This is a genomic window from Bacillus sp. FSL W8-0519, from assembly GCF_038005585.1.
Lineage (GTDB): Bacteria > Bacillota > Bacilli > Bacillales > Bacillaceae_G > Bacillus_A > Bacillus_A paranthracis.
This window is the reverse complement of sequence record NZ_JBBOTL010000001.1, coordinates 2,469,273-2,486,453: the sequence shown is the minus strand read 5'-3', so window position 1 is coordinate 2,486,453 and position 17,181 is coordinate 2,469,273. Positions and strand designations below refer to the sequence as shown.

The following is a 17,181-nucleotide window of genomic DNA, read 5'->3' as shown; positions in this document are numbered from 1 at the left end:
CATCCAAAATTTAATAATCCTTTATAATTCTTTAGAAATTCTTTACCTTTTCTTTCTTCCTAATTAAGCATTCCTTTTTACAATATTATTATCGATGTCATAATAGGAGGATCGCTTATGCAATTCTTAAAAAAATTCACAATTTTATTATTATCTTTTGTTATTACTGCACTTATCGTTTTATATTTTTATCTTTATGTAAATGGCCCAATTATTCAAGCTAAATCAGCTATTTTAATAGATGCTCATTCAGGTGAAGTTGTTTATACAAAAAATGAAGAAACTCCTATACAATCGGCTACTTTATCTAAATTAATGACTGAATATATCACACTAGAACAACTGAATGAAGGAAATATACAGTTAGATGAAGTAGTAAAAATAAGTAACGAAGTTTTCCGAGCAGAAACGAGTCCTATACAAGTAACTTCGAAAGATAAAACGACGGTTCGTGATTTACTACATGCATTGTTACTAACAGGCAATAATCGTTCCGCACTTGCCCTTGCAGAACATATCGCTGGAAACGAAGATAAATTCACACAGTTAATGAATGAAAAAGCAAAACACCTAAAGTTATCACAATCATCTCCGTTTCTAAACGCTACTGGAATGAATAACGATACAAATAAACTTTCAACTACAACAGCAATTGAAGTTGCTAAACTAGCAACACAATTAGTAACAGACTTTCCAGATGTACTGAACGTTACAAAACTAACCTCTTACCAGTTCACCTTCAAAGATACGAAAGTTTTCAACACCAATAAAATGATATATTCCCTTAATAAAAACATTAAACACCAAGGTGTTGATGGCTTACAAACTAGTTTTTCAACTAATGGTAATTATAGTTTTGTCAGTACAGCAAAACGAGGAGATACTAGACTTATTTCAGTAATATTAGACGCCGAAAATGAAAACAGCACTTTTATTGAAACAAAAAAGTTACTTCAGTACGGCTTTGATCCTTCTTCATACTCTGCACTCCAAGCTTTTAAAGATGCTGTTACATCTTGGGCAGTTTTGCTTCAGTTTAAAAATTTGATTATACAAACATTGTTGATTTTCTTCATTATAACAATTTTAATGTTCTTACATATACGTCAAAGAAAATCCGAGGATTTCAACTAGGAAATCTTCTTATATATAAAAAACGGCTTGCATTTACAGTGCAAGCCGTTTTCTAAATCTATAGTCCTCTCCCAATTAAATTCGCTGAAACAGGCTACAACTTCTTTCCTTGAAATACTTTTGAATACATTTTAAAATCATCAACTTGTACATATTCCTCTATACATTTAACCATGAACGATCACTTCTCTCCGATAAAGTTCTTCTTCAATTTGATTAATTATTTCATCTATAGATAAAGCTCCATCCAAAACAATATCTGAATTTGGCTTTACAGTATGAAGCGCCTCCAAATAGGCTTTTCTAGCATATGTTATATAATGCTTTAAATCATTATGTATTTCACTCATTGCATCTTCTTTAAAATCTCGCAAAATTCTTCTAGCCATCGCAATATCTAAAGGTGTATCGATAAATATGGTTACATCAATGAATTGTCGCATTTCACTATTTAAGTATGCAAAAGGATAATCTAAAATAATATAATCTACATTACTATCTCGTATAAGATGCTGAATATCCTTAATTAATGGTGTGAGTACCCATTCATTATAATTTGCTCCATCATCAATCCATTTACAAATATCTGCAGGACAATTATCAAAGGTGTAGCTATCAAAATATAGTGCTTTTGAATTCATTAACTTATGAGTTAACCCTTCTGTAACAGTAGTTTTACCTCCTCCTGAAACAGCTGCAATTGTAATGATTTTCGTCTTTTTATTCATCATTTTCCCCCAATCCCCTTTTAATTAACATAATTATAGAAAACAATTATATTTTAGCTCTCCATTCATATTCTAACATACTCATTTCCCATAAATTCCAATACGTTTCCCCTACTTTTTTTGAATCCCTTAATAAACCTTCTTTTACAAATCCTATTTTTTCATAACAAGAAATGGCGGACGTATTAAAATCATAAACACCAAGCGTTACTCTATGTAGTTTTAATTCTTCAAATGCAATATGAAGTACTGCTTTCATCATATGTTTCCCTATAGAACGTCCTCGCATTTTCGTATCACCAACTAGTACTTTTCCAATTCTTGCAGATTTATTTATATTGTCTATTTGTCCAAGTGAAATATGACCAATTACTTCTTTGCTCTCTTCATCTATTACTTTGAATGCAAGTGTATTTGTACTTTCTATATATTGTTCTAATTGCTGATCATTTAAAGGATATGTAAATGCATTTCCTGACCATTGTATTAAAAATTCTTCGGAATCAATCCAATTTATTAATTGTTTGAAATCGGATCTTTTTAAGGATTCTAATTTAATCAACTCCATTCTCCTTTCATACACCATTCTATATATCCTCAAACTTATTTCTATATATAGAATATATTCTCCTTTTATACGAAATGAAAATAAAGCCATTCATAAGAATGGCTTTACAAAAAACATAACCTAATTATGCTATGTTTCCTATGTTAACAATGGTTCAATCGCTTCAATTTTACAAACTGAAATAATTACTGTAACTACGCCAGCACTATTAGCAAGCTTTACAACATCACAAGTAACTGAAGAAACAGTTCCTGCATAATTATTAGTTCCTGTTGTAATACGCACTGATCTGTTTACTAACTTTCTCAGCTCATCTCTAATTCCTTGTACACAGCAACAGTCACATGCCTTATTTTGCTCTTCATGTTCTTTTTTACACTCTTCAAAAACATCCCAACAATCATCCTGTTTGCCTGAACACTGTTTACATGAACACTTTTTTCTAGAATTACTATAACGAGATCCCAAAATCTCACCCCCTAGTCATTTCTATTAATATAGTATGTCCACTAGCTTCAAAGTGTATGAGGCAAAAACATAGAAAAGAAAAAACAAACTTTTGTACTAAATCTTTTTATTTTAATTAAAAACTAATCCATTACCGTTTCTACCTTTAATTTAAACCCTTCATTTATGTACAATTCCCAAAAAAATCTCTTTAGTAATTGTATTTAAAAATTTTAAACTGGCCTCCAATAATTTGACGCCAGTATGTATCTATAGAAAATATGAGTTAAAGCTATTTTTTAGAAAGATCTATCAAATTACTATTTAAATCTACTTCAAAACTTTCTTTCTATTACCAAAAAATATTCTATCTATTTGTTGTAATTTTTCCGCATTTACCGTTTCAAAAGTTATCCTATTTACATTTACTATTATTAATAAGTAGCATAGGAGGTGTAAATAGAATGTCTTGTATTGTTACAGGTTTAACACAGCCTCTTTGTTTAACGCTTGTTTATAATGTTTCATCGGGTATACTAATATCTTCTACTGTTGATTGTGGAAGTTGTACTCTAGAAACGGAATTCGATTATACTAGTAAGAATCTAGTTATTAGAGTGCCATTTACTGGTGAAGGTACTCTTATATTCAATGACAAATTCCAGGCAAGTTGCGTTACAACGAATTTAACTCAACCTTAGTCCAAGTAATTTTTCAGAGGAAATAGAAGTATAACTTCTACTTCCTCTCTCACCCTCCTAAATTAATAAACAAAACCTAAACTTTTTTCCCATATTAAATTTACAATTTAAAACATGTTGTACAATATTTTTTATTTCTACACTTTAACCTAATTTATTAACTCTTCCCCAAAATCGAACCCCCCTACATTTCATTTCCTATTAATAGAAAAGGAGGTTAAAATACAATGCCTTGTGTTTTACCAGGATTAACTCAGCCAGTTTGCTTAACCATTGTTTACAATATTTTATCTGGCACACTAATATCTTCTTCGATCAATTGCGGCGAATGTGAACAGGAAATTGGATTTGATTATATGAGTAAGAACCTAACAATTAAAATGCCATTCACCGTTGAAGGCTCAATTACATTTAATGATAAGTTTTTAGCTAGTTGCATTACAACGAACATAACTCAACCTTAATTAGATTTATAAATTTTTAAGAGAAGTGGAATTCCCTTTATATTAGTCATTTTAGACATACAAAATACTTAAAAAGTTAGATATATAAACCGTCTCATTGTTTAACTTCCATCTTCCGTTTCCTCACTTTTCTACCTTAATATTTCCACTCTTCTTTTTATCTTCTACTCTTCACTTATATTAGTAAATACAAAAATGAGCTCTAATTAAATAGAGCTCATTCCGAGTTTTATAATTTACTAGACTGCAACCCCTGAATAAACGGAACTACCTCAGGATTCACAAGTGACGATAAATCGCCTAATTCTTTTCCTAAATAAGCAGCTTTAATGACGCGTCGCATTACTTTAGAATTACGTGTTTTCGGTAAATCTTCTACAACGTGAATATCTTTTGGACATAATGCTTTTCCAATATGAGAGTTTACTAAACTCATTAATTCTTTCTTTAATTCTCCTGAGAATGTTACATTGTCTCTTAATACTACAAAACAATGACAAACTTCACCTTTTACATCATCTGGTACACCAATCGCGGCAGCTTCTATGACATCATTATGCTTCACAAGAATAGATTCATATTCAGCAGGTCCAATGCGTTTTCCAGCAATGTTTAGCGTATCATCTGAGCGTCCTGTAATAATATATTGTTCACCATCATAAACAACCCAGTCACCATGAACCCACTTATTTTCAAAACGTGACCAATATGTGTTCACATAACGCTCATCATCTTCCCAGAAACTTTTCGTCATACCAACCCAAGGTTTCTCTAAACATAATTCTCCAACTTCATCACGAATCGGATTGCCCTGATCATCGAGCACAACCGCTGCCATTCCTGGTAAAGAAGCGTTAAAGCTAATCGGTGCAATTGGTTTAATAAGGACGTTTCCGAAAATCCCACCAGAAATTTCAGTCCCGCCTGAATAGTTACAAATTGGTACATTACTTTTTCCAACCGTTTCAAATAGCCACATCCAAGGATCTGGATTCCAAGGCTCACCTGTTGAGGCGAATACTTCTAAACTCTTAAGTGAATGTTTATTTACATACTCATCACCTTTTGCCATTAACGCACGAATTAATGTTGGTGATATACCGAGATGTGTAATTTTATATTTATCAACTGTCTCCCATAAACGATCTGCCTCTGGGAAGTCCGGAACACCTTCATACATAACCATCGTTGCTCCATTAATAAGAGAACCGAATAGTAAAAATGGTCCCATCATCCATCCCATATCTGTTACCCATAATACGCGGTCACCTTGTTTAATATTCATTCCGAACCCCGCATCAAAAGCTGCCTTTAAGGGAAATCCAGCATGAGTATGTACTGTCCCTTTCGGTTTTCCAGTTGTACCTGATGTATAAATGAGCATTAATGGATCATCACTATGCATTTCTTCAGCATGTACAAATGGCTTTTCTTTTTCTAACGTACTCCATGAGAAATCATAATTATGCGGTGTAAAATCATTTCCTGCATGACGCACGATAACAACTTTTTCAACAGTTGGACAATGCTCACAAGCCTTATCTACTTCGTCTTTTAATGAAACAACTTTACCTCGGCGTGAAAAACCATCTGCAGTAATAATCATTTTAGATCCTGCCGCTTGCACGCGTGTCATGACTGCATCAGACGCAAATCCTGAGAATATTGGTGAAATAATTGCTCCGATTTTCATTACAGCTAGCATCGCAACAACTGTTTCTGGAATCATCGGCATATAAATTGTGACACGGTCACCTTTTTCAATACCCGCATGTTTCAAACCGTTTGCAACGCGACTTACCCAGCTATCAAGCTCTTCATATGTAAATGATTTTGAAGTTCCATTTTCCCCTTCATACTGAAGTGCTGGTTGTGTTCTTGTTTCATCGTCTGCAAGCCAGCGTGATAAAACCGATTCTACAACATTACATGTTCCGCCATTATACCACTGTGCAAACGGCGTACCATTTTCTAAATCTAGCACTTCTGTATAAGGTTTCATCCATTGATAGCCAACTGCTTTCTCAGCTTCTCCCCAAAACCAAGCTGTTTCTTCGATTGACTTTTTATAAAACGTTTCATAATCTTCATAGCCCAATGATTTCATCCAACCATATAAACGCGTTTTTTCTTTATACTCTTCTGTTGGAAACCAAACTGCTTGTTTCAATGTTTTCCCCTCCTTGACTTTTTGAGCAAGAAAGCCCTAAATAGGGCTTTTAAACTGGATAAACCGGATGTTTACGATCCGTAAATACTTGATATTTACTCATATACATTTCGAATCGTCCTTTTAACTCTTCTCTTAAATTGTTTGGATGAACAATACCATCAATGACCATCTCTGATGCTAAATGGTAAATATCAATATCCTTCTTATACTCTTCGCGTTTTTCAGCAATGAAGCTATCACGCTCTTCTTCTGGTAAAGCTGCAATCTTATTTGCATATACAGCATTGACCGCGGCTTCTGGACCCATTACCGCAATAGAAGCTGTCGGTAATGCTAGGCAGCAATCTGGCTCAAAGGCTGGACCTGCCATCGCATATAAACCAGCACCATATGCTTTACGAACAACGATAGAAATTTTCGGTACAGTTGCTTCACTCATTGCGGAAATCATTTTTGCACCGTGACGAATAATACCAGCACGTTCTACTTTTGTACCAATCATAAATCCAGGTACATCTGCAAGGAACAATAACGGAATATGATATGCATCGCATAAATTAATAAACTTCGCTGCTTTATCAGCTGAATCGTGGAATAATACGCCGCCTTTCATTCGCGGTTGATTTGCAATAATACCTACTGGCTTACCATCAATACGTGCTAAACCTGTAATGAGTTCTTGAGCAAATAATTTTTTCACTTCATAGAAAGAACCTTCATCAATAACTCTATTAATAAGATCTTTCATATTGAAAGGAGCATTTTGATTTTCTGGAATGATTTCTTCTAACGTTTTATCGAATTGTTTCGGTTCTTGAGGTGTAACCAATGGAGTCTTTTCTAAGTAGTTATTTGGAAAATATGAAATGTATTGTCTTGCTTGTGTAATCGCATCTTCTTCTGTCTTACATAAAACATCTCCGCATCCTGATACAGAGCAATGCATACGAGCTCCGCCCATCTCTTCTAAAGTTACCTTCTCACCGATAACCATCTCAGCCATACGAGGAGATCCTAAATACATAGATGCATTTCCTTCTACCATCATTACAACGTCACAAAAGGCTGGAATATAAGCACCACCAGCTGCAGAAGGTCCAAATAATAAGCATACTTGCGGGACTTTACCTGATAATTTCACTTGATTATAGAAGATTCTTCCTGCCCCGCGGCGCCCTGGGAACATTTCAACTTGATCAGTAATACGCGCCCCAGCAGAGTCAACTAAATAAAATAACGGAACACGTAATTTTTCTGCCGTTTCTTGAATACGTAAAATCTTTTCAACTGTACGTGCGCCCCATGAACCAGCCTTTACCGTAGAATCATTTGCCATTACGCATGCAGTACGACCATGTATTTTACCCGTTGCAGTTATAACACCATCAGCAGGTAATCCTGTTTGTTCACAATTTGCAAATAATGCATCTTCTACATATTCACCATTATCAAATAAAAGAGCTAAGCGATCTCGAACGAATAGTTTACCTTTCGCTTTGTTTTGTTCATGATATTTTGGTGCGCCGCCTTGTTTAATCGTTTCAACTCGTTCTTCAAATGTATTCGATTGTTCTTTTTGATCTATCATATTTACTCCCCCTTATACATTGGTGTGCGTTTTTCCTTGAATGCCTGTAATCCTTCTAATCTATCTTTCGTATGGATTACACCTTCATACGCTTGTTTTTCCATTTGTAATCCGGTATGTAAATCAACTTGAATACCGTTTGAAATTGCTTCTTTCGCTAATCGAACAGCAATAGGACCATTACTAGCAATTTTCTCTGCTATTTCAATCGCTTTCTCTTCAAGTAAATGAGGTGGTACAACAAATTCTACTAGACCATATTCTTTTGCTTCTTGTGCTGAAATACGTCTACCTGTATAAATTAATTCTTTCGCTCTACCAACACCAATTAATCTTGGCAAACGCTGCGTGCCACCTGCTCCTGGTATAATTGCAAGTGTAGTTTCAGTAAGACCAAGACTTGCAGATTCAGCCGCAAGTCTAAAATCACAAGCTAAACTTAATTCCGTACCACCACCAAGTGCGATTCCATTTATAGCAGCAATAACTGGCTGTGGTAATTGTTCAACCATTTCCATAGTAGTGCGAATCATACTAACAGCATGGCGAACTTGTTCTTCATTCATGCCAGCACGTTCTTTTAAATCAGCACCAGCACAAAACGCTTTTTCACCAGCACCTGTTAGAATAACTACACGAGTATTTGACTCTTCATTTATTTGAGTTAAAATGTTTTGTAACTCTTCTAATAAAGCTAAAGATAATGAGTTTGCTTGTCTTTCACGATCTAAGGAAATCTTTACAACGTGCGGTGTTACATAATCAACTGAAATGTTTTGTAATTGTAGCATCTTCTCACCTACTTATCGTTTTATGTTGAAGCGCTCTATACACATGACTCGGTAATTGGATATTTAATTTACTCTGAATAAATTGACTCGCTCTCAATAACTTCTCTTCATCAATATTCGTTTGGACCCCTAACTTATGGAGCATATGAACTAAGTCATCAGTTGCAACATTACCTGATGCTCCTGGTGCATATGGACATCCCCCAAGGCCACCACAAGAACTATCAAATGTTGTAATACCATATTCTAAAGACTTTACTACATTCGCAAGAGCCATTCCGTACGTATTATGGAAGTGCATTGCAAACTGCGAAGCATCATATTTCTTTAATAAATGCTCTAATACTCGCTCTACTTGTAGTGGATTTGCTACTCCGATTGTGTCACCAAGAGACACTTCATAAATGCCGTATGAAAATAGTTGATCACATAATTCGTCAACTGCTATGACGCTTATATCCCCTTCATAAGGACATCCAAATACAGTAGAAACATAGCCTCTTACTTTTTTCCCTTCGAATAATGCCTGTTTTGTTATATCTTCAATTACAACTAATGCTTCTTTAATTGATTTATTAATATTACTTTTATTATGAGATTCACTTGCTGATAAAAAAACATTCACCTCATCTACATTTTGCAAAAAAGCTCGTTCCAAACCATTTTGATTTGGAACAAGCGCTGCATATGTAACATTTGGGTCCCTTTTCAGCTCTGAAAACACATCATTTGCATCTGCTAATGCAGGGACCCATTTAGGGTGAACGAATGAGGAAACTTCAACGTACGATAATCCCGCCTCTGTAAGTAGTTGGATCCATTTTACTTTATCTTTTGTGCCAACAATCTTTTTTTCATTTTGTAAGCCATCACGTGGCCCGACTTCTTTAATGACAGCAAAATTAGGTAGTTTCAATTCGCTTCCCCCTATATCTCCCTATTCAATTTCTAGTAATACATCTCCTTCATTTACAAAATCGCCTTCTTGCACATTAATTTTCATAACTGTGCCAGCTTCTTCTGAAACGATTGGAATTTCCATTTTCATAGATTCCAAAATGACGACATCTTGCTCTTCCTCTACTGTATCTCCTACTCCTACAACAATCTTCCATACATTTCCTGCCATCGATGCATATACTTTCGTCATCATTTTTTCCCCCTTAGTATTGTTAAATCTTATTTTTTAACAAGTTGTTTCGTTACAAAACCCGTTGTATAAATACCACTTTTGAACACATCATCTTCCAATACTTGAAGCAGCATTGGCGTGTTCGTTTTAATACCTTCTACTTTTAATTCTTCTAGAGCATCATGTAATTTCGAAATTGCTTCTTCACGCGTTTCACCATGAGCAATGACTTTCGCAATCATTGGATCATAGAAAGGTGTAATCGTTACTTGATTCTCCAAAAAGTGATCAATACGTACATTTGTCGGAAGCGTTAAATTTGTAATTTTCCCAGGTGATGGGAAGAAAGTTTTCGGATCTTCTGCATAAATACGTGCCTCAATGGCATGACCACTACGTTTTACATCATCTTGTGTAAACGATAATTTTTCACCACATGCAATTAGAAGTTGTTGTTCTACAAGATCTAAACCAGTAATTTCTTCTGTAACTGGATGCTCTACTTGTAATCTCGTATTCATCTCTAAGAAATAGAAGTTCTTCTGATCATCTACTAGAAACTCAACTGTACCAGCATTTGTATACCCTAGAGCTTTGGCAGCTTGTACAGCAACTTCACCCATCGCTTTTCGTGTACCTTCATCTAAAAATGGTGAAGGTGCTTCTTCAATTACTTTCTGATTTCGGCGCTGTACTGAACATTCACGCTCCCATAAATACACTGTGTTACCATGTGTATCTGCTAAAAGCTGAATTTCAATATGATGTGCATCTGCAATATAGCGCTCTAAATACATTTCTCCGTTACCGAAGAAGTTTTGTGCTCTCGTTTTGTTGCTTTCAAATGCTTTGGTGAGCGTTTGCTCAGTTTCCATCAACTGCATTCCAATGCCTCCGCCGCCTGCGGATGCCTTCAACATTAATGGGTAACCAATTTGTTTAGCAATTTCAATTGCTTCTTCAGCAGTTTCAATATTTGTAGTAATACCCGGAACTACTGGCACATCTGCAGCTTGCATCGCAATACGTGATTCGATTTTACTTCCCATCTTCGTAATGATTTCTTCTGATGGACCGATAAATACGATTCCTTCTTCTTTACAACGAACCGGAAAAGATGGATTCTCAGATAATAATCCATACCCCGGGTGGATTGCTTCAGCATTTGTCTTCTTAGCTATTTCAATAATTTTTTCAAGGTTTAAATAGCTTTCTTGGACACGTGGCCCACCTACTAAGTAAGCTTCATTTGCCATTTTTACATGCAAGGCATTTTCATCTGCCTCAGAATAAATAGCAACAGTGCGAATGCCAAGTTTTTGACAAGTTTTCATAATACGAACTGCGATTTCCCCGCGATTAGCAATTAATATTTTTTGAAACATAGTGATTCCTCCTTTTTATCTACATCCTAAATGTCTAGCAATTACGAGACGTTGAATTTCAGAAGTTCCTTCACCAATTTCTAATAGTTTTGCATCACGAATATGTCGTTCTACTTCATATTCACGCATATAGCCGTATCCACCGTGAATTTGTACCGCTTGATTTGCAATACGACTAGCAGCCTCAGATGCGAAAAGTTTTGCCATAGCCGCTTCTTTACCGAAAGGTTTATCGTTATCTTTTAACCAAGCTGCTTTATGTACTAAATTACGCGCTAGCTCTACTTCAGTTGCCATATCAGCTAATTTAAATTGAATCGCTTGGAAATTAGAAATTGATTTTCCAAATTGTTGACGTTCTTTCGCATATTGCAATGCACGTTCAAATGCAGATTGTGCAATACCAACAGCTAATGCTGCAATTGAAATACGTCCTCCATCAAGTGTATATAAGAATTGTTTAAATCCTTTATTTACATCACCAAGAATATTTTCTTTCGGTACACGTACACCATCAAGTACGATTTCACAAGTATTAGAAGCACGTACGCCCATCTTATCGTAAGGGCTTGAGATCGTTAACCCTTCACTAGTAGTCGGTACGATAAATGCAGAAATACGTTTTCTACCATTCTCTTCAACACCGTTGACAGCGGTTACAATAATTGTATTTGCATACTCTGCATTTGTAATCCAACACTTCTCACCACTAATAACATACTCGTCTCCGTCTAATATAGCTTTCGTTTGTGTGCCACCTGCATCAGATCCAGCATTCGGCTCAGTTAGTCCGAAAGCACCTAAAGTTTTGCCTGATGCCATTGGAACTAAATATTTCTGTTTTTGTTCTTCTGTACCGAAATAATAAATTGGAGAAGCACCTAATGAAATTGTTGCAGCGTAACTTAATCCTGTCCCACCACAAGCACGACCAATTTCTTCAACTGCTAACGCGTACGATACTGTATCGCCACCTGAACCTCCATACTCTTCTGGGAATGGGATGCCTAATAATCCTAGTTCGCCCATTTTTTGAAATGTTTCATATGGAAACTCTGCAGTTTTGTCATAATACACAGCTTTCGGTGCGATTTCCTTTTCAGCAAAGTCACGTACCATTTCTTTAATCATTTGTTTTTCGCGAGTTAGAGTAAATTCCATTCCGCTACACACCCCTTATCGAATATTGAGTTTCGACAGCGTGCGAGTTTCTACTACAAACATTACGAATGAAAAGACAAGAACATTAGTTAGATAATTGTTATAATTCTGTCATAATTTAATTTTAAAACAGATTCTGTACTAATGCACAAAAAAATTCCTACATTGTTCTACAACAACATAGGAGTTTTCTTGTCGAATTATGTAATTTTATGTTTAATAATCTCTACCTTTACCTGAATCTGAAATCTCTACTAAAGCTTCAGGATATGGTTCGAAATATGTTTGTCTTAATAAATACTTTTCATCAAATCGAAGAGCCCATGATTTTAAAATTGCAAGTAAGCTACTAAGCGGAATTTTCTTTTCTATATACTTTTGTATTAAATTTAAAAAATGATCTTTTTCTTGTTTTTTCAGCTTTGTTTTAAAGTATCCAAAAATATGCTCACATACATTTACATTTGATGTATAGCGGGGTGTGCGCATAAATAATTCATATAAAGTCTTCTCATAATTTTCAAATACAACTTCAATCTTTTCATTTTTGTGATTTGCAATTATACGCCCTAATTCCTTTTGTTTCACCTGATTATATGCCATAAATAAATATTTATTATCCGACTGAAACGATACAAGATCTTTCATATTTTTATTATGTTTAATCATCTTGTAATATGCGATTGTAAATAGCCTTGTAAAGAAATGCTCTCTAATAATAAAATTCGACAATCTGCCTTCCTCTTCAATAGGAAGATGCGAAAATTTTTTTATTACTGCTCCGCCAAATAAGCCTGGTCCCTTTCCTTTTGCTGGCGCTTTTTCAAAACTAGAATAAATTTTCACATCACGCGTACCACAACTTGGTGAACGATTCTTTAAAATAAAACCATCCACATCCGATATCATTTGTAAAAAGTCATTTGAAAACTGCTCCATTTTTTCAGTTACATCTTCTCGTGTTGACGGTTGCACAAGTCTATTCTCACCATTTTCTTCTACAATTCGTATCGTTTCACGAGGAGTCCCTAATCCAATCTCGACTTCTGGACAAACAGGTATAAATGTAACAAATGGCTGCAAATTTCGTATTGTTACATCCGGAATCATCTCTCCATTATAACGACAAGCATCAAACTCTAAACATTTACTTACAACGATTGTAGGTTTTGCAAATTGTCGCATTTCATTACCTCCTTAATGCTAGTCCGTATAATATAAATTGTACTAAGATTAACATTTTAAGCAAAGTTTGATTCCTTTAATTTTATAATTGCAAATATAGCAAATGATATATTTGCAATCATTCAACTCTATTTTCTATAAATGCGCCCTCTATAATGACGGTTTAAATACTGTGAAACGAATAATATACACATACTCTGGAGAAATTAACACGTAAGAAAGGAGGGATCGTTATGAAGAAGAAATTATCATCTATTGTAAGTGTTTTAGCACTTTCTATTATGTTTTTAGGTACATCTGCCCATGCTGAATACGATGGAACTAATATGAATAGAGTTCATAACACTGACATTTCAACTCGAGTGAATGACAATAACTTAGACAGAGTTAATAATGATGTAAGAACTCGAAATGTAAATACAACAAATGATTTAAATGATAATCGTGATAGAAATAATAATTGGGCTTGGCTCGGTTTATTAGGACTAGCAGGATTATTAGGTCTTAGAAGAAGAGACAAAGAAGTACGTTAATTTAGAATGTTTTTAGTAAACAAGTACTTATTTATCAAAAATATAACAAATATAAATCGCCTTTTTAAAGGCGATTTATTATTTTACTTAAATGTAACATATGTAATTCATACTTCGACGATTAATTTCGTGGCGTTAATCCGTACAATATAAACTGAATCGTATTTTCAATTTCAGTTTCATCATCCCATTTTTCTTCAGGCAATAATAAAAACCGTGTTAATAATAAACCTAATACAGCTGATAAAGTAAGTCGTAAAACAGAAGATGGGGGCATTTCAATAATCTCCCCTTCTACTTGAAACTTTGCAATTAACTTTTTAAAATGGGAAAGCAACTCTGTTTCTACTAGTTGTTGTATCTCATTTTTCAGTTCTGGCTGAAATGGCACTTCTTGAATTAATATTTTTATCATTGGAAAATGCTTTTTTGCAAATTCAAATCTATTATGAATAATAACTCTTAGAAGCCCTTCATACGATTCATACTCCGATTTAAATATTTCCTTTGCGAAGGCTTGTACGAAAAATGGTGCAGCAAACTTTGTTAATGTCGGCATGACGACTGCTAATAATAAATCTTTTTTCGTTTTATAGTAGCGGAAGATTGTTCCTTCCGCTACACCAGCACGCTTTGCAATTTCACTTGTTGAAGTTGAAGCATATCCTTTTTCTCCAAACATATCAACAGCCGCCTCTAATATACGCATTTGACGTTCATTTCGTTTATCTGTGTTAGTTGCAGCTATTAATTCCTCCAGCCAATCTTTCTGCATTTATAAAGCCCCTTTTTGTCATTTTTATATTTTGCGATGTTTCTTTAAAGCAAATACATTTCCTACTGCAAATAATATTGAAAAAAGTAATAATACGGTAAGATCTAATGCAATCTCTGTAAATCCTTGATTTCGAATCATCACCTGTCTCATTGCGTCAGCGCCATATGTGAGTGGAAATAATTTCCCTAACATTTGAAGCCACTTATTCATCGATTCAATTGGAAACAAACCCGAAAAGAAAATTTGTGGCACAATGACAAGCGGTATAAACTGGATCATTTGAAATTCATTATTTGCGTATGCCGATAAAAACGTCCCTAAAGTTAATGCCGTTAAAGAAAGCATACATGTAATAAGTAGCGTTAGCCATATGGAGCCAGCTACATACAAGTCTAAAATGTAAACTGAAAAACTTACGATAATAATGGATTGTATAAATGCAAAGATCCCAAAACCAATAATATATCCTACAACTATTTCCCATCTTTTAATTGGAGTTGATAATAACCTTTCTAAAGTACCACTTAAACGTTCTCTTACGAAAGATACCCCTGATAAAATGAATACAAAGAAAAAGGTAAAGAAACCGATTAATACAGGACCAAGTCCATCAAACATTGTAAAGTTTTTAGAGCCATGTAAATAATTCACTTCAGGTTTCATAATCGATATATCGTTCTTCTCTGTACTTTTTTGTAATATTTGAAGTACAGCACGATTTTTTGACGAATCGCTACCTTCTAATACAATATTCATTTTTCCATTTTCTAAACGAATGACTGCATCTACCTTTTGATTTTCCAGCTCAGACATTGCCTTTTCTATATTATATTCATAAATTGACGCTTCCTGATTTTTCATCACTTTTACTAACTGAGCGGGCATATCAACAACAGCAATATGCGGTACATAGTCTTTTTGTGTAAACACTAGCGACAATAACCAAAGTAATAACATAGGTGCCCCAAACATCATCGCTAACGAACGTTTATCTCGAAAAAATTGGCGAATAATACGAATGATTACACCGGTAACTCTCATAATTCAGCCACCTCTTCCAACAAAAAGACATCTTCAATCCTTCCTGATGATACCCGCTTTTTCAATTCTTCAGTTATACCAGTCGCAACTAGCTTTCCTTCTCTAATTAACCCTAGGCGTTCACAAAATTCAGCTTCGTCCATAATGTGTGTCGTTACAATTATCGTTGTGCCTTTCTTTTTCAAATCATAAAATTTTGCCCAGATTGTTTTTCTAAGAAGCGGATCTATCCCCACTGTTGGCTCATCTAAAATTAATATTTCTGGTTCATGAAGGAGTGCTATTGCTAATGATAAACGCTTCTTCATCCCGCCTGAAAAATGCTGCACTTGCTTTTTCATATGTTGTGATAATTGTACAAGGTCAAAAACTTCTTCAATTCTTTCTTTTTTATGCTTTCCCTTTAATCCGTACATCGTTGCCATAAAATCTGCATTTTCATATGCTGATAGTTCTTCGTATAATGCATCAGCTTGAGCCATATAACCAATTCTTTTCATTTCATTTAAATTAGGCATGTTCGTGTTGTAAACAAGCACTTCACCTTCCGTTGCTTCGTTAATACCTGCAATCAATTTAATAAGAGTCGTTTTCCCAGAACCTGAAGGCCCAACTAAACCAAATATCTCTGCTTTTTCAACTTGTAATGAAAGATTGTGTAAAACTTCTTTTTTCCCAAAACTTTTTGATACAGTCCGTAAAATAATGGCAGGCTGCTTCACGTATTCTTCCCCCTTCTCTAAAATGAGTGAGTACTCACTTTTATTTTACTCTTGCGTAATTATATGTCAAACTTCATTGATTAGTATGGTTTTCCGTCAATAATATTAAACAATGAAACAGAGTCGACATTAGAATATCCTTTCTTAAAGTCGACTCTGTTTCATTTAAATTATATAATTTGCTTTACGTTTTTAAATTCATATATTTCCTAATTCTAGCAACATCTAAAGAATATTCGATAACTAATTGCTGTAACGGTAATATAACTGTGTCGGGATATAAATGTGCATATTGTAATGTTTCTGCATATTTTTCTAATCTTTTTTCTAAATACTTTATAATTTGATCAGGATGAGTTACTAATAAACATTTACAATAATAATGTATTTGTTCCTCAATCGCCGTATACTCTTCAATTTCGTATTCTTTATGCATGTGTACACCCCTTTAAGTTTTTTACATGAATTACTTATCACACTTTTCACTCGACAAATTTTAAGTTTTTTGATTATTTACACTATAACAAACACTGAGGGTCAAATTTTGTTACTTTATGTAACGTAGAAAATTTTTAACAAAATTGTAATGTTTACTCCTGCAAAATACAGAAAGCCCCTTTACTCATTTTTGTATAAAAAAAATCGTACAG

18 protein-coding genes and 1 pseudogene are annotated in these 17,181 nt (G+C 34.4%); 3 read left to right on the top strand and 16 right to left on the bottom strand.

Going from position 1 to position 17,181, the window contains the following annotated elements; all coding sequences use genetic code 11:
• The first annotated feature begins 117 nt into the window (after positions 1 to 117).
• Positions 118 to 1,134 carry a D-alanyl-D-alanine carboxypeptidase family protein gene (locus NST14_RS12995; RefSeq protein ID WP_001160076.1) on the top strand — a complete coding sequence of 339 codons (1,017 nt, stop codon included), beginning with the start codon at positions 118 to 120 and terminating at the stop codon, positions 1,132 to 1,134.
• 100 nt (positions 1,135 to 1,234) lie between these two features.
• On the opposite strand, the pseudogene NST14_RS12990 reads toward NST14_RS12995, so the two are convergent.
• From NST14_RS12990 to exsK, 4 genes and pseudogenes are all read right to left on the bottom strand, one after another.
• A pseudogene (locus NST14_RS12990) lies at positions 1,235 to 1,309 on the bottom strand (alpha/beta hydrolase); the annotation flags it as partial.
• A complete protein-coding gene (locus NST14_RS12985) occupies positions 1,302 to 1,862 on the bottom strand; it encodes a hypothetical protein (protein WP_002163645.1) in 561 nt (186 codons plus the stop codon). The pseudogene NST14_RS12990 and the gene NST14_RS12985, both read right to left, overlap by 8 nt.
• A 46-nt stretch (positions 1,863 to 1,908) precedes the next feature.
• On the bottom strand, positions 1,909 to 2,448 hold the full coding sequence (locus NST14_RS12980) for a GNAT family N-acetyltransferase (RefSeq protein WP_002163646.1): 540 nt from the start codon (positions 2,446 to 2,448) through the stop codon (positions 1,909 to 1,911).
• Between the two features lie 120 nt (positions 2,449 to 2,568).
• A complete protein-coding gene (exsK, locus tag NST14_RS12975; RefSeq protein ID WP_000535712.1) occupies positions 2,569 to 2,898 on the bottom strand; it encodes an exosporium protein ExsK in 330 nt (109 codons plus the stop codon).
• Positions 2,899 to 3,805: 907 nt separating this feature from the next.
• Between exsK and NST14_RS12970 the strand changes: the two genes are divergently transcribed.
• Positions 3,806 to 4,042 carry a hypothetical protein gene (locus NST14_RS12970; protein WP_001112247.1) on the top strand — a complete coding sequence of 79 codons (237 nt, stop codon included), beginning with the start codon at positions 3,806 to 3,808 and terminating at the stop codon, positions 4,040 to 4,042.
• A 229-nt stretch (positions 4,043 to 4,271) separates the two neighbouring features.
• Here the strand turns inward: NST14_RS12970 and NST14_RS12965 are convergent, their stop codons facing one another.
• The 8 genes from NST14_RS12965 to NST14_RS12930 form a co-directional block, all read right to left on the bottom strand.
• Complete coding sequence (locus tag NST14_RS12965) at positions 4,272 to 6,212, bottom strand: AMP-binding protein (RefSeq protein ID WP_000806466.1); 1,941 nt, start codon at positions 6,210 to 6,212, stop codon at positions 4,272 to 4,274.
• A 49-nt stretch (positions 6,213 to 6,261) separates the two neighbouring features.
• Positions 6,262 to 7,803 (bottom strand): acyl-CoA carboxylase subunit beta, encoded by a 1,542-nt coding sequence (locus NST14_RS12960; RefSeq protein WP_000566937.1) that lies wholly within the window; start codon positions 7,801 to 7,803, stop codon positions 6,262 to 6,264.
• A gap of 2 nt (positions 7,804 to 7,805) precedes the next feature.
• On the bottom strand, positions 7,806 to 8,594 hold the full coding sequence (locus tag NST14_RS12955) for an enoyl-CoA hydratase (RefSeq protein ID WP_048557840.1): 789 nt from the start codon (positions 8,592 to 8,594) through the stop codon (positions 7,806 to 7,808).
• Positions 8,595 to 8,598: 4 nt separating this feature from the next.
• Entirely contained in the window at positions 8,599 to 9,510 is a 912-nt protein-coding gene (gene mvaB / locus NST14_RS12950; protein ID WP_000775434.1) for a hydroxymethylglutaryl-CoA lyase, read from the bottom strand.
• Positions 9,511 to 9,531: 21 nt separating this feature from the next.
• Complete coding sequence (locus NST14_RS12945) at positions 9,532 to 9,747, bottom strand: acetyl-CoA carboxylase biotin carboxyl carrier protein subunit (protein WP_001985297.1); 216 nt, start codon at positions 9,745 to 9,747, stop codon at positions 9,532 to 9,534.
• A 26-nt stretch (positions 9,748 to 9,773) separates the two neighbouring features.
• Positions 9,774 to 11,111, bottom strand: coding sequence for an acetyl-CoA carboxylase biotin carboxylase subunit (locus tag NST14_RS12940; protein WP_000486740.1), 1,338 nt, complete (start codon positions 11,109 to 11,111; stop codon positions 9,774 to 9,776).
• Between the two features lie 15 nt (positions 11,112 to 11,126).
• Positions 11,127 to 12,272 carry an acyl-CoA dehydrogenase gene (locus NST14_RS12935; protein ID WP_000397274.1) on the bottom strand — a complete coding sequence of 382 codons (1,146 nt, stop codon included), beginning with the start codon at positions 12,270 to 12,272 and terminating at the stop codon, positions 11,127 to 11,129.
• Positions 12,273 to 12,488: 216 nt separating this feature from the next.
• Positions 12,489 to 13,457, bottom strand: coding sequence for a YbgA family protein (locus NST14_RS12930; RefSeq protein ID WP_001248634.1), 969 nt, complete (start codon positions 13,455 to 13,457; stop codon positions 12,489 to 12,491).
• A gap of 233 nt (positions 13,458 to 13,690) precedes the next feature.
• On the opposite strand from NST14_RS12930, the gene NST14_RS12925 reads away from it, so the two are divergent.
• Positions 13,691 to 13,990, top strand: a complete 300-nt coding sequence (locus NST14_RS12925) for a WGxxGxxG family protein (protein WP_000728161.1) — start codon at positions 13,691 to 13,693, stop codon at positions 13,988 to 13,990.
• A gap of 121 nt (positions 13,991 to 14,111) precedes the next feature.
• Here the strand turns inward: NST14_RS12925 and NST14_RS12920 are convergent, their stop codons facing one another.
• From NST14_RS12920 to NST14_RS12905, 4 genes are all read right to left on the bottom strand, one after another.
• Positions 14,112 to 14,765 (bottom strand): TetR/AcrR family transcriptional regulator, encoded by a 654-nt coding sequence (locus NST14_RS12920; protein WP_001168182.1) that lies wholly within the window; start codon positions 14,763 to 14,765, stop codon positions 14,112 to 14,114.
• Between the two features lie 24 nt (positions 14,766 to 14,789).
• A complete protein-coding gene (locus tag NST14_RS12915) occupies positions 14,790 to 15,809 on the bottom strand; it encodes an ABC transporter permease (protein WP_001266741.1) in 1,020 nt (339 codons plus the stop codon).
• Complete coding sequence (locus tag NST14_RS12910) at positions 15,806 to 16,531, bottom strand: ABC transporter ATP-binding protein (protein WP_214328867.1); 726 nt, start codon at positions 16,529 to 16,531, stop codon at positions 15,806 to 15,808. The genes NST14_RS12915 and NST14_RS12910 overlap by 4 nt, the downstream gene beginning before the upstream one ends.
• A gap of 184 nt (positions 16,532 to 16,715) precedes the next feature.
• A complete protein-coding gene (locus NST14_RS12905; protein ID WP_000548624.1) occupies positions 16,716 to 16,967 on the bottom strand; it encodes a hypothetical protein in 252 nt (83 codons plus the stop codon).
• Positions 16,968 to 17,181: the final 214 nt, after the last annotated feature.

Bases quoted from the DNA above. Each gene is read 5' to 3' on its own strand.
- NST14_RS12980 (WP_002163646.1), bottom strand. From the start codon at position 2,448: ATGGTGTATGAAAGGAGAATGGAGTTGATTAAATTAGAATCCTTAAAA.
- NST14_RS12940 (WP_000486740.1), bottom strand. From the start codon at position 11,111: ATGTTTCAAAAAATATTAATTGCTAATCGCGGGGAAATCGCAGTTCGT.
- NST14_RS12920 (WP_001168182.1), bottom strand. From the start codon at position 14,765: ATGCAGAAAGATTGGCTGGAGGAATTAATAGCTGCAACTAACACAGAT.
- NST14_RS12930 (WP_001248634.1), bottom strand. From the start codon at position 13,457: ATGCGACAATTTGCAAAACCTACAATCGTTGTAAGTAAATGTTTAGAG.
- NST14_RS12985 (WP_002163645.1), bottom strand. From the start codon at position 1,862: ATGAATAAAAAGACGAAAATCATTACAATTGCAGCTGTTTCAGGAGGA.
- NST14_RS12905 (WP_000548624.1), bottom strand. From the start codon at position 16,967: ATGCATAAAGAATACGAAATTGAAGAGTATACGGCGATTGAGGAACAA.
- NST14_RS12925 (WP_000728161.1), top strand. From the start codon at position 13,691: ATGAAGAAGAAATTATCATCTATTGTAAGTGTTTTAGCACTTTCTATT.
- NST14_RS12955 (WP_048557840.1), bottom strand. From the start codon at position 8,594: ATGCTACAATTACAAAACATTTCAGTTGATTATGTAACACCGCACGTT.
- NST14_RS12960 (WP_000566937.1), bottom strand. From the start codon at position 7,803: ATGATAGATCAAAAAGAACAATCGAATACATTTGAAGAACGAGTTGAA.
- NST14_RS12995 (WP_001160076.1), top strand. From the start codon at position 118: ATGCAATTCTTAAAAAAATTCACAATTTTATTATTATCTTTTGTTATT.
- NST14_RS12915 (WP_001266741.1), bottom strand. From the start codon at position 15,809: ATGAGAGTTACCGGTGTAATCATTCGTATTATTCGCCAATTTTTTCGA.
- NST14_RS12945 (WP_001985297.1), bottom strand. From the start codon at position 9,747: ATGATGACGAAAGTATATGCATCGATGGCAGGAAATGTATGGAAGATT.
- NST14_RS12935 (WP_000397274.1), bottom strand. From the start codon at position 12,272: ATGGAATTTACTCTAACTCGCGAAAAACAAATGATTAAAGAAATGGTA.
- NST14_RS12970 (WP_001112247.1), top strand. From the start codon at position 3,806: ATGCCTTGTGTTTTACCAGGATTAACTCAGCCAGTTTGCTTAACCATT.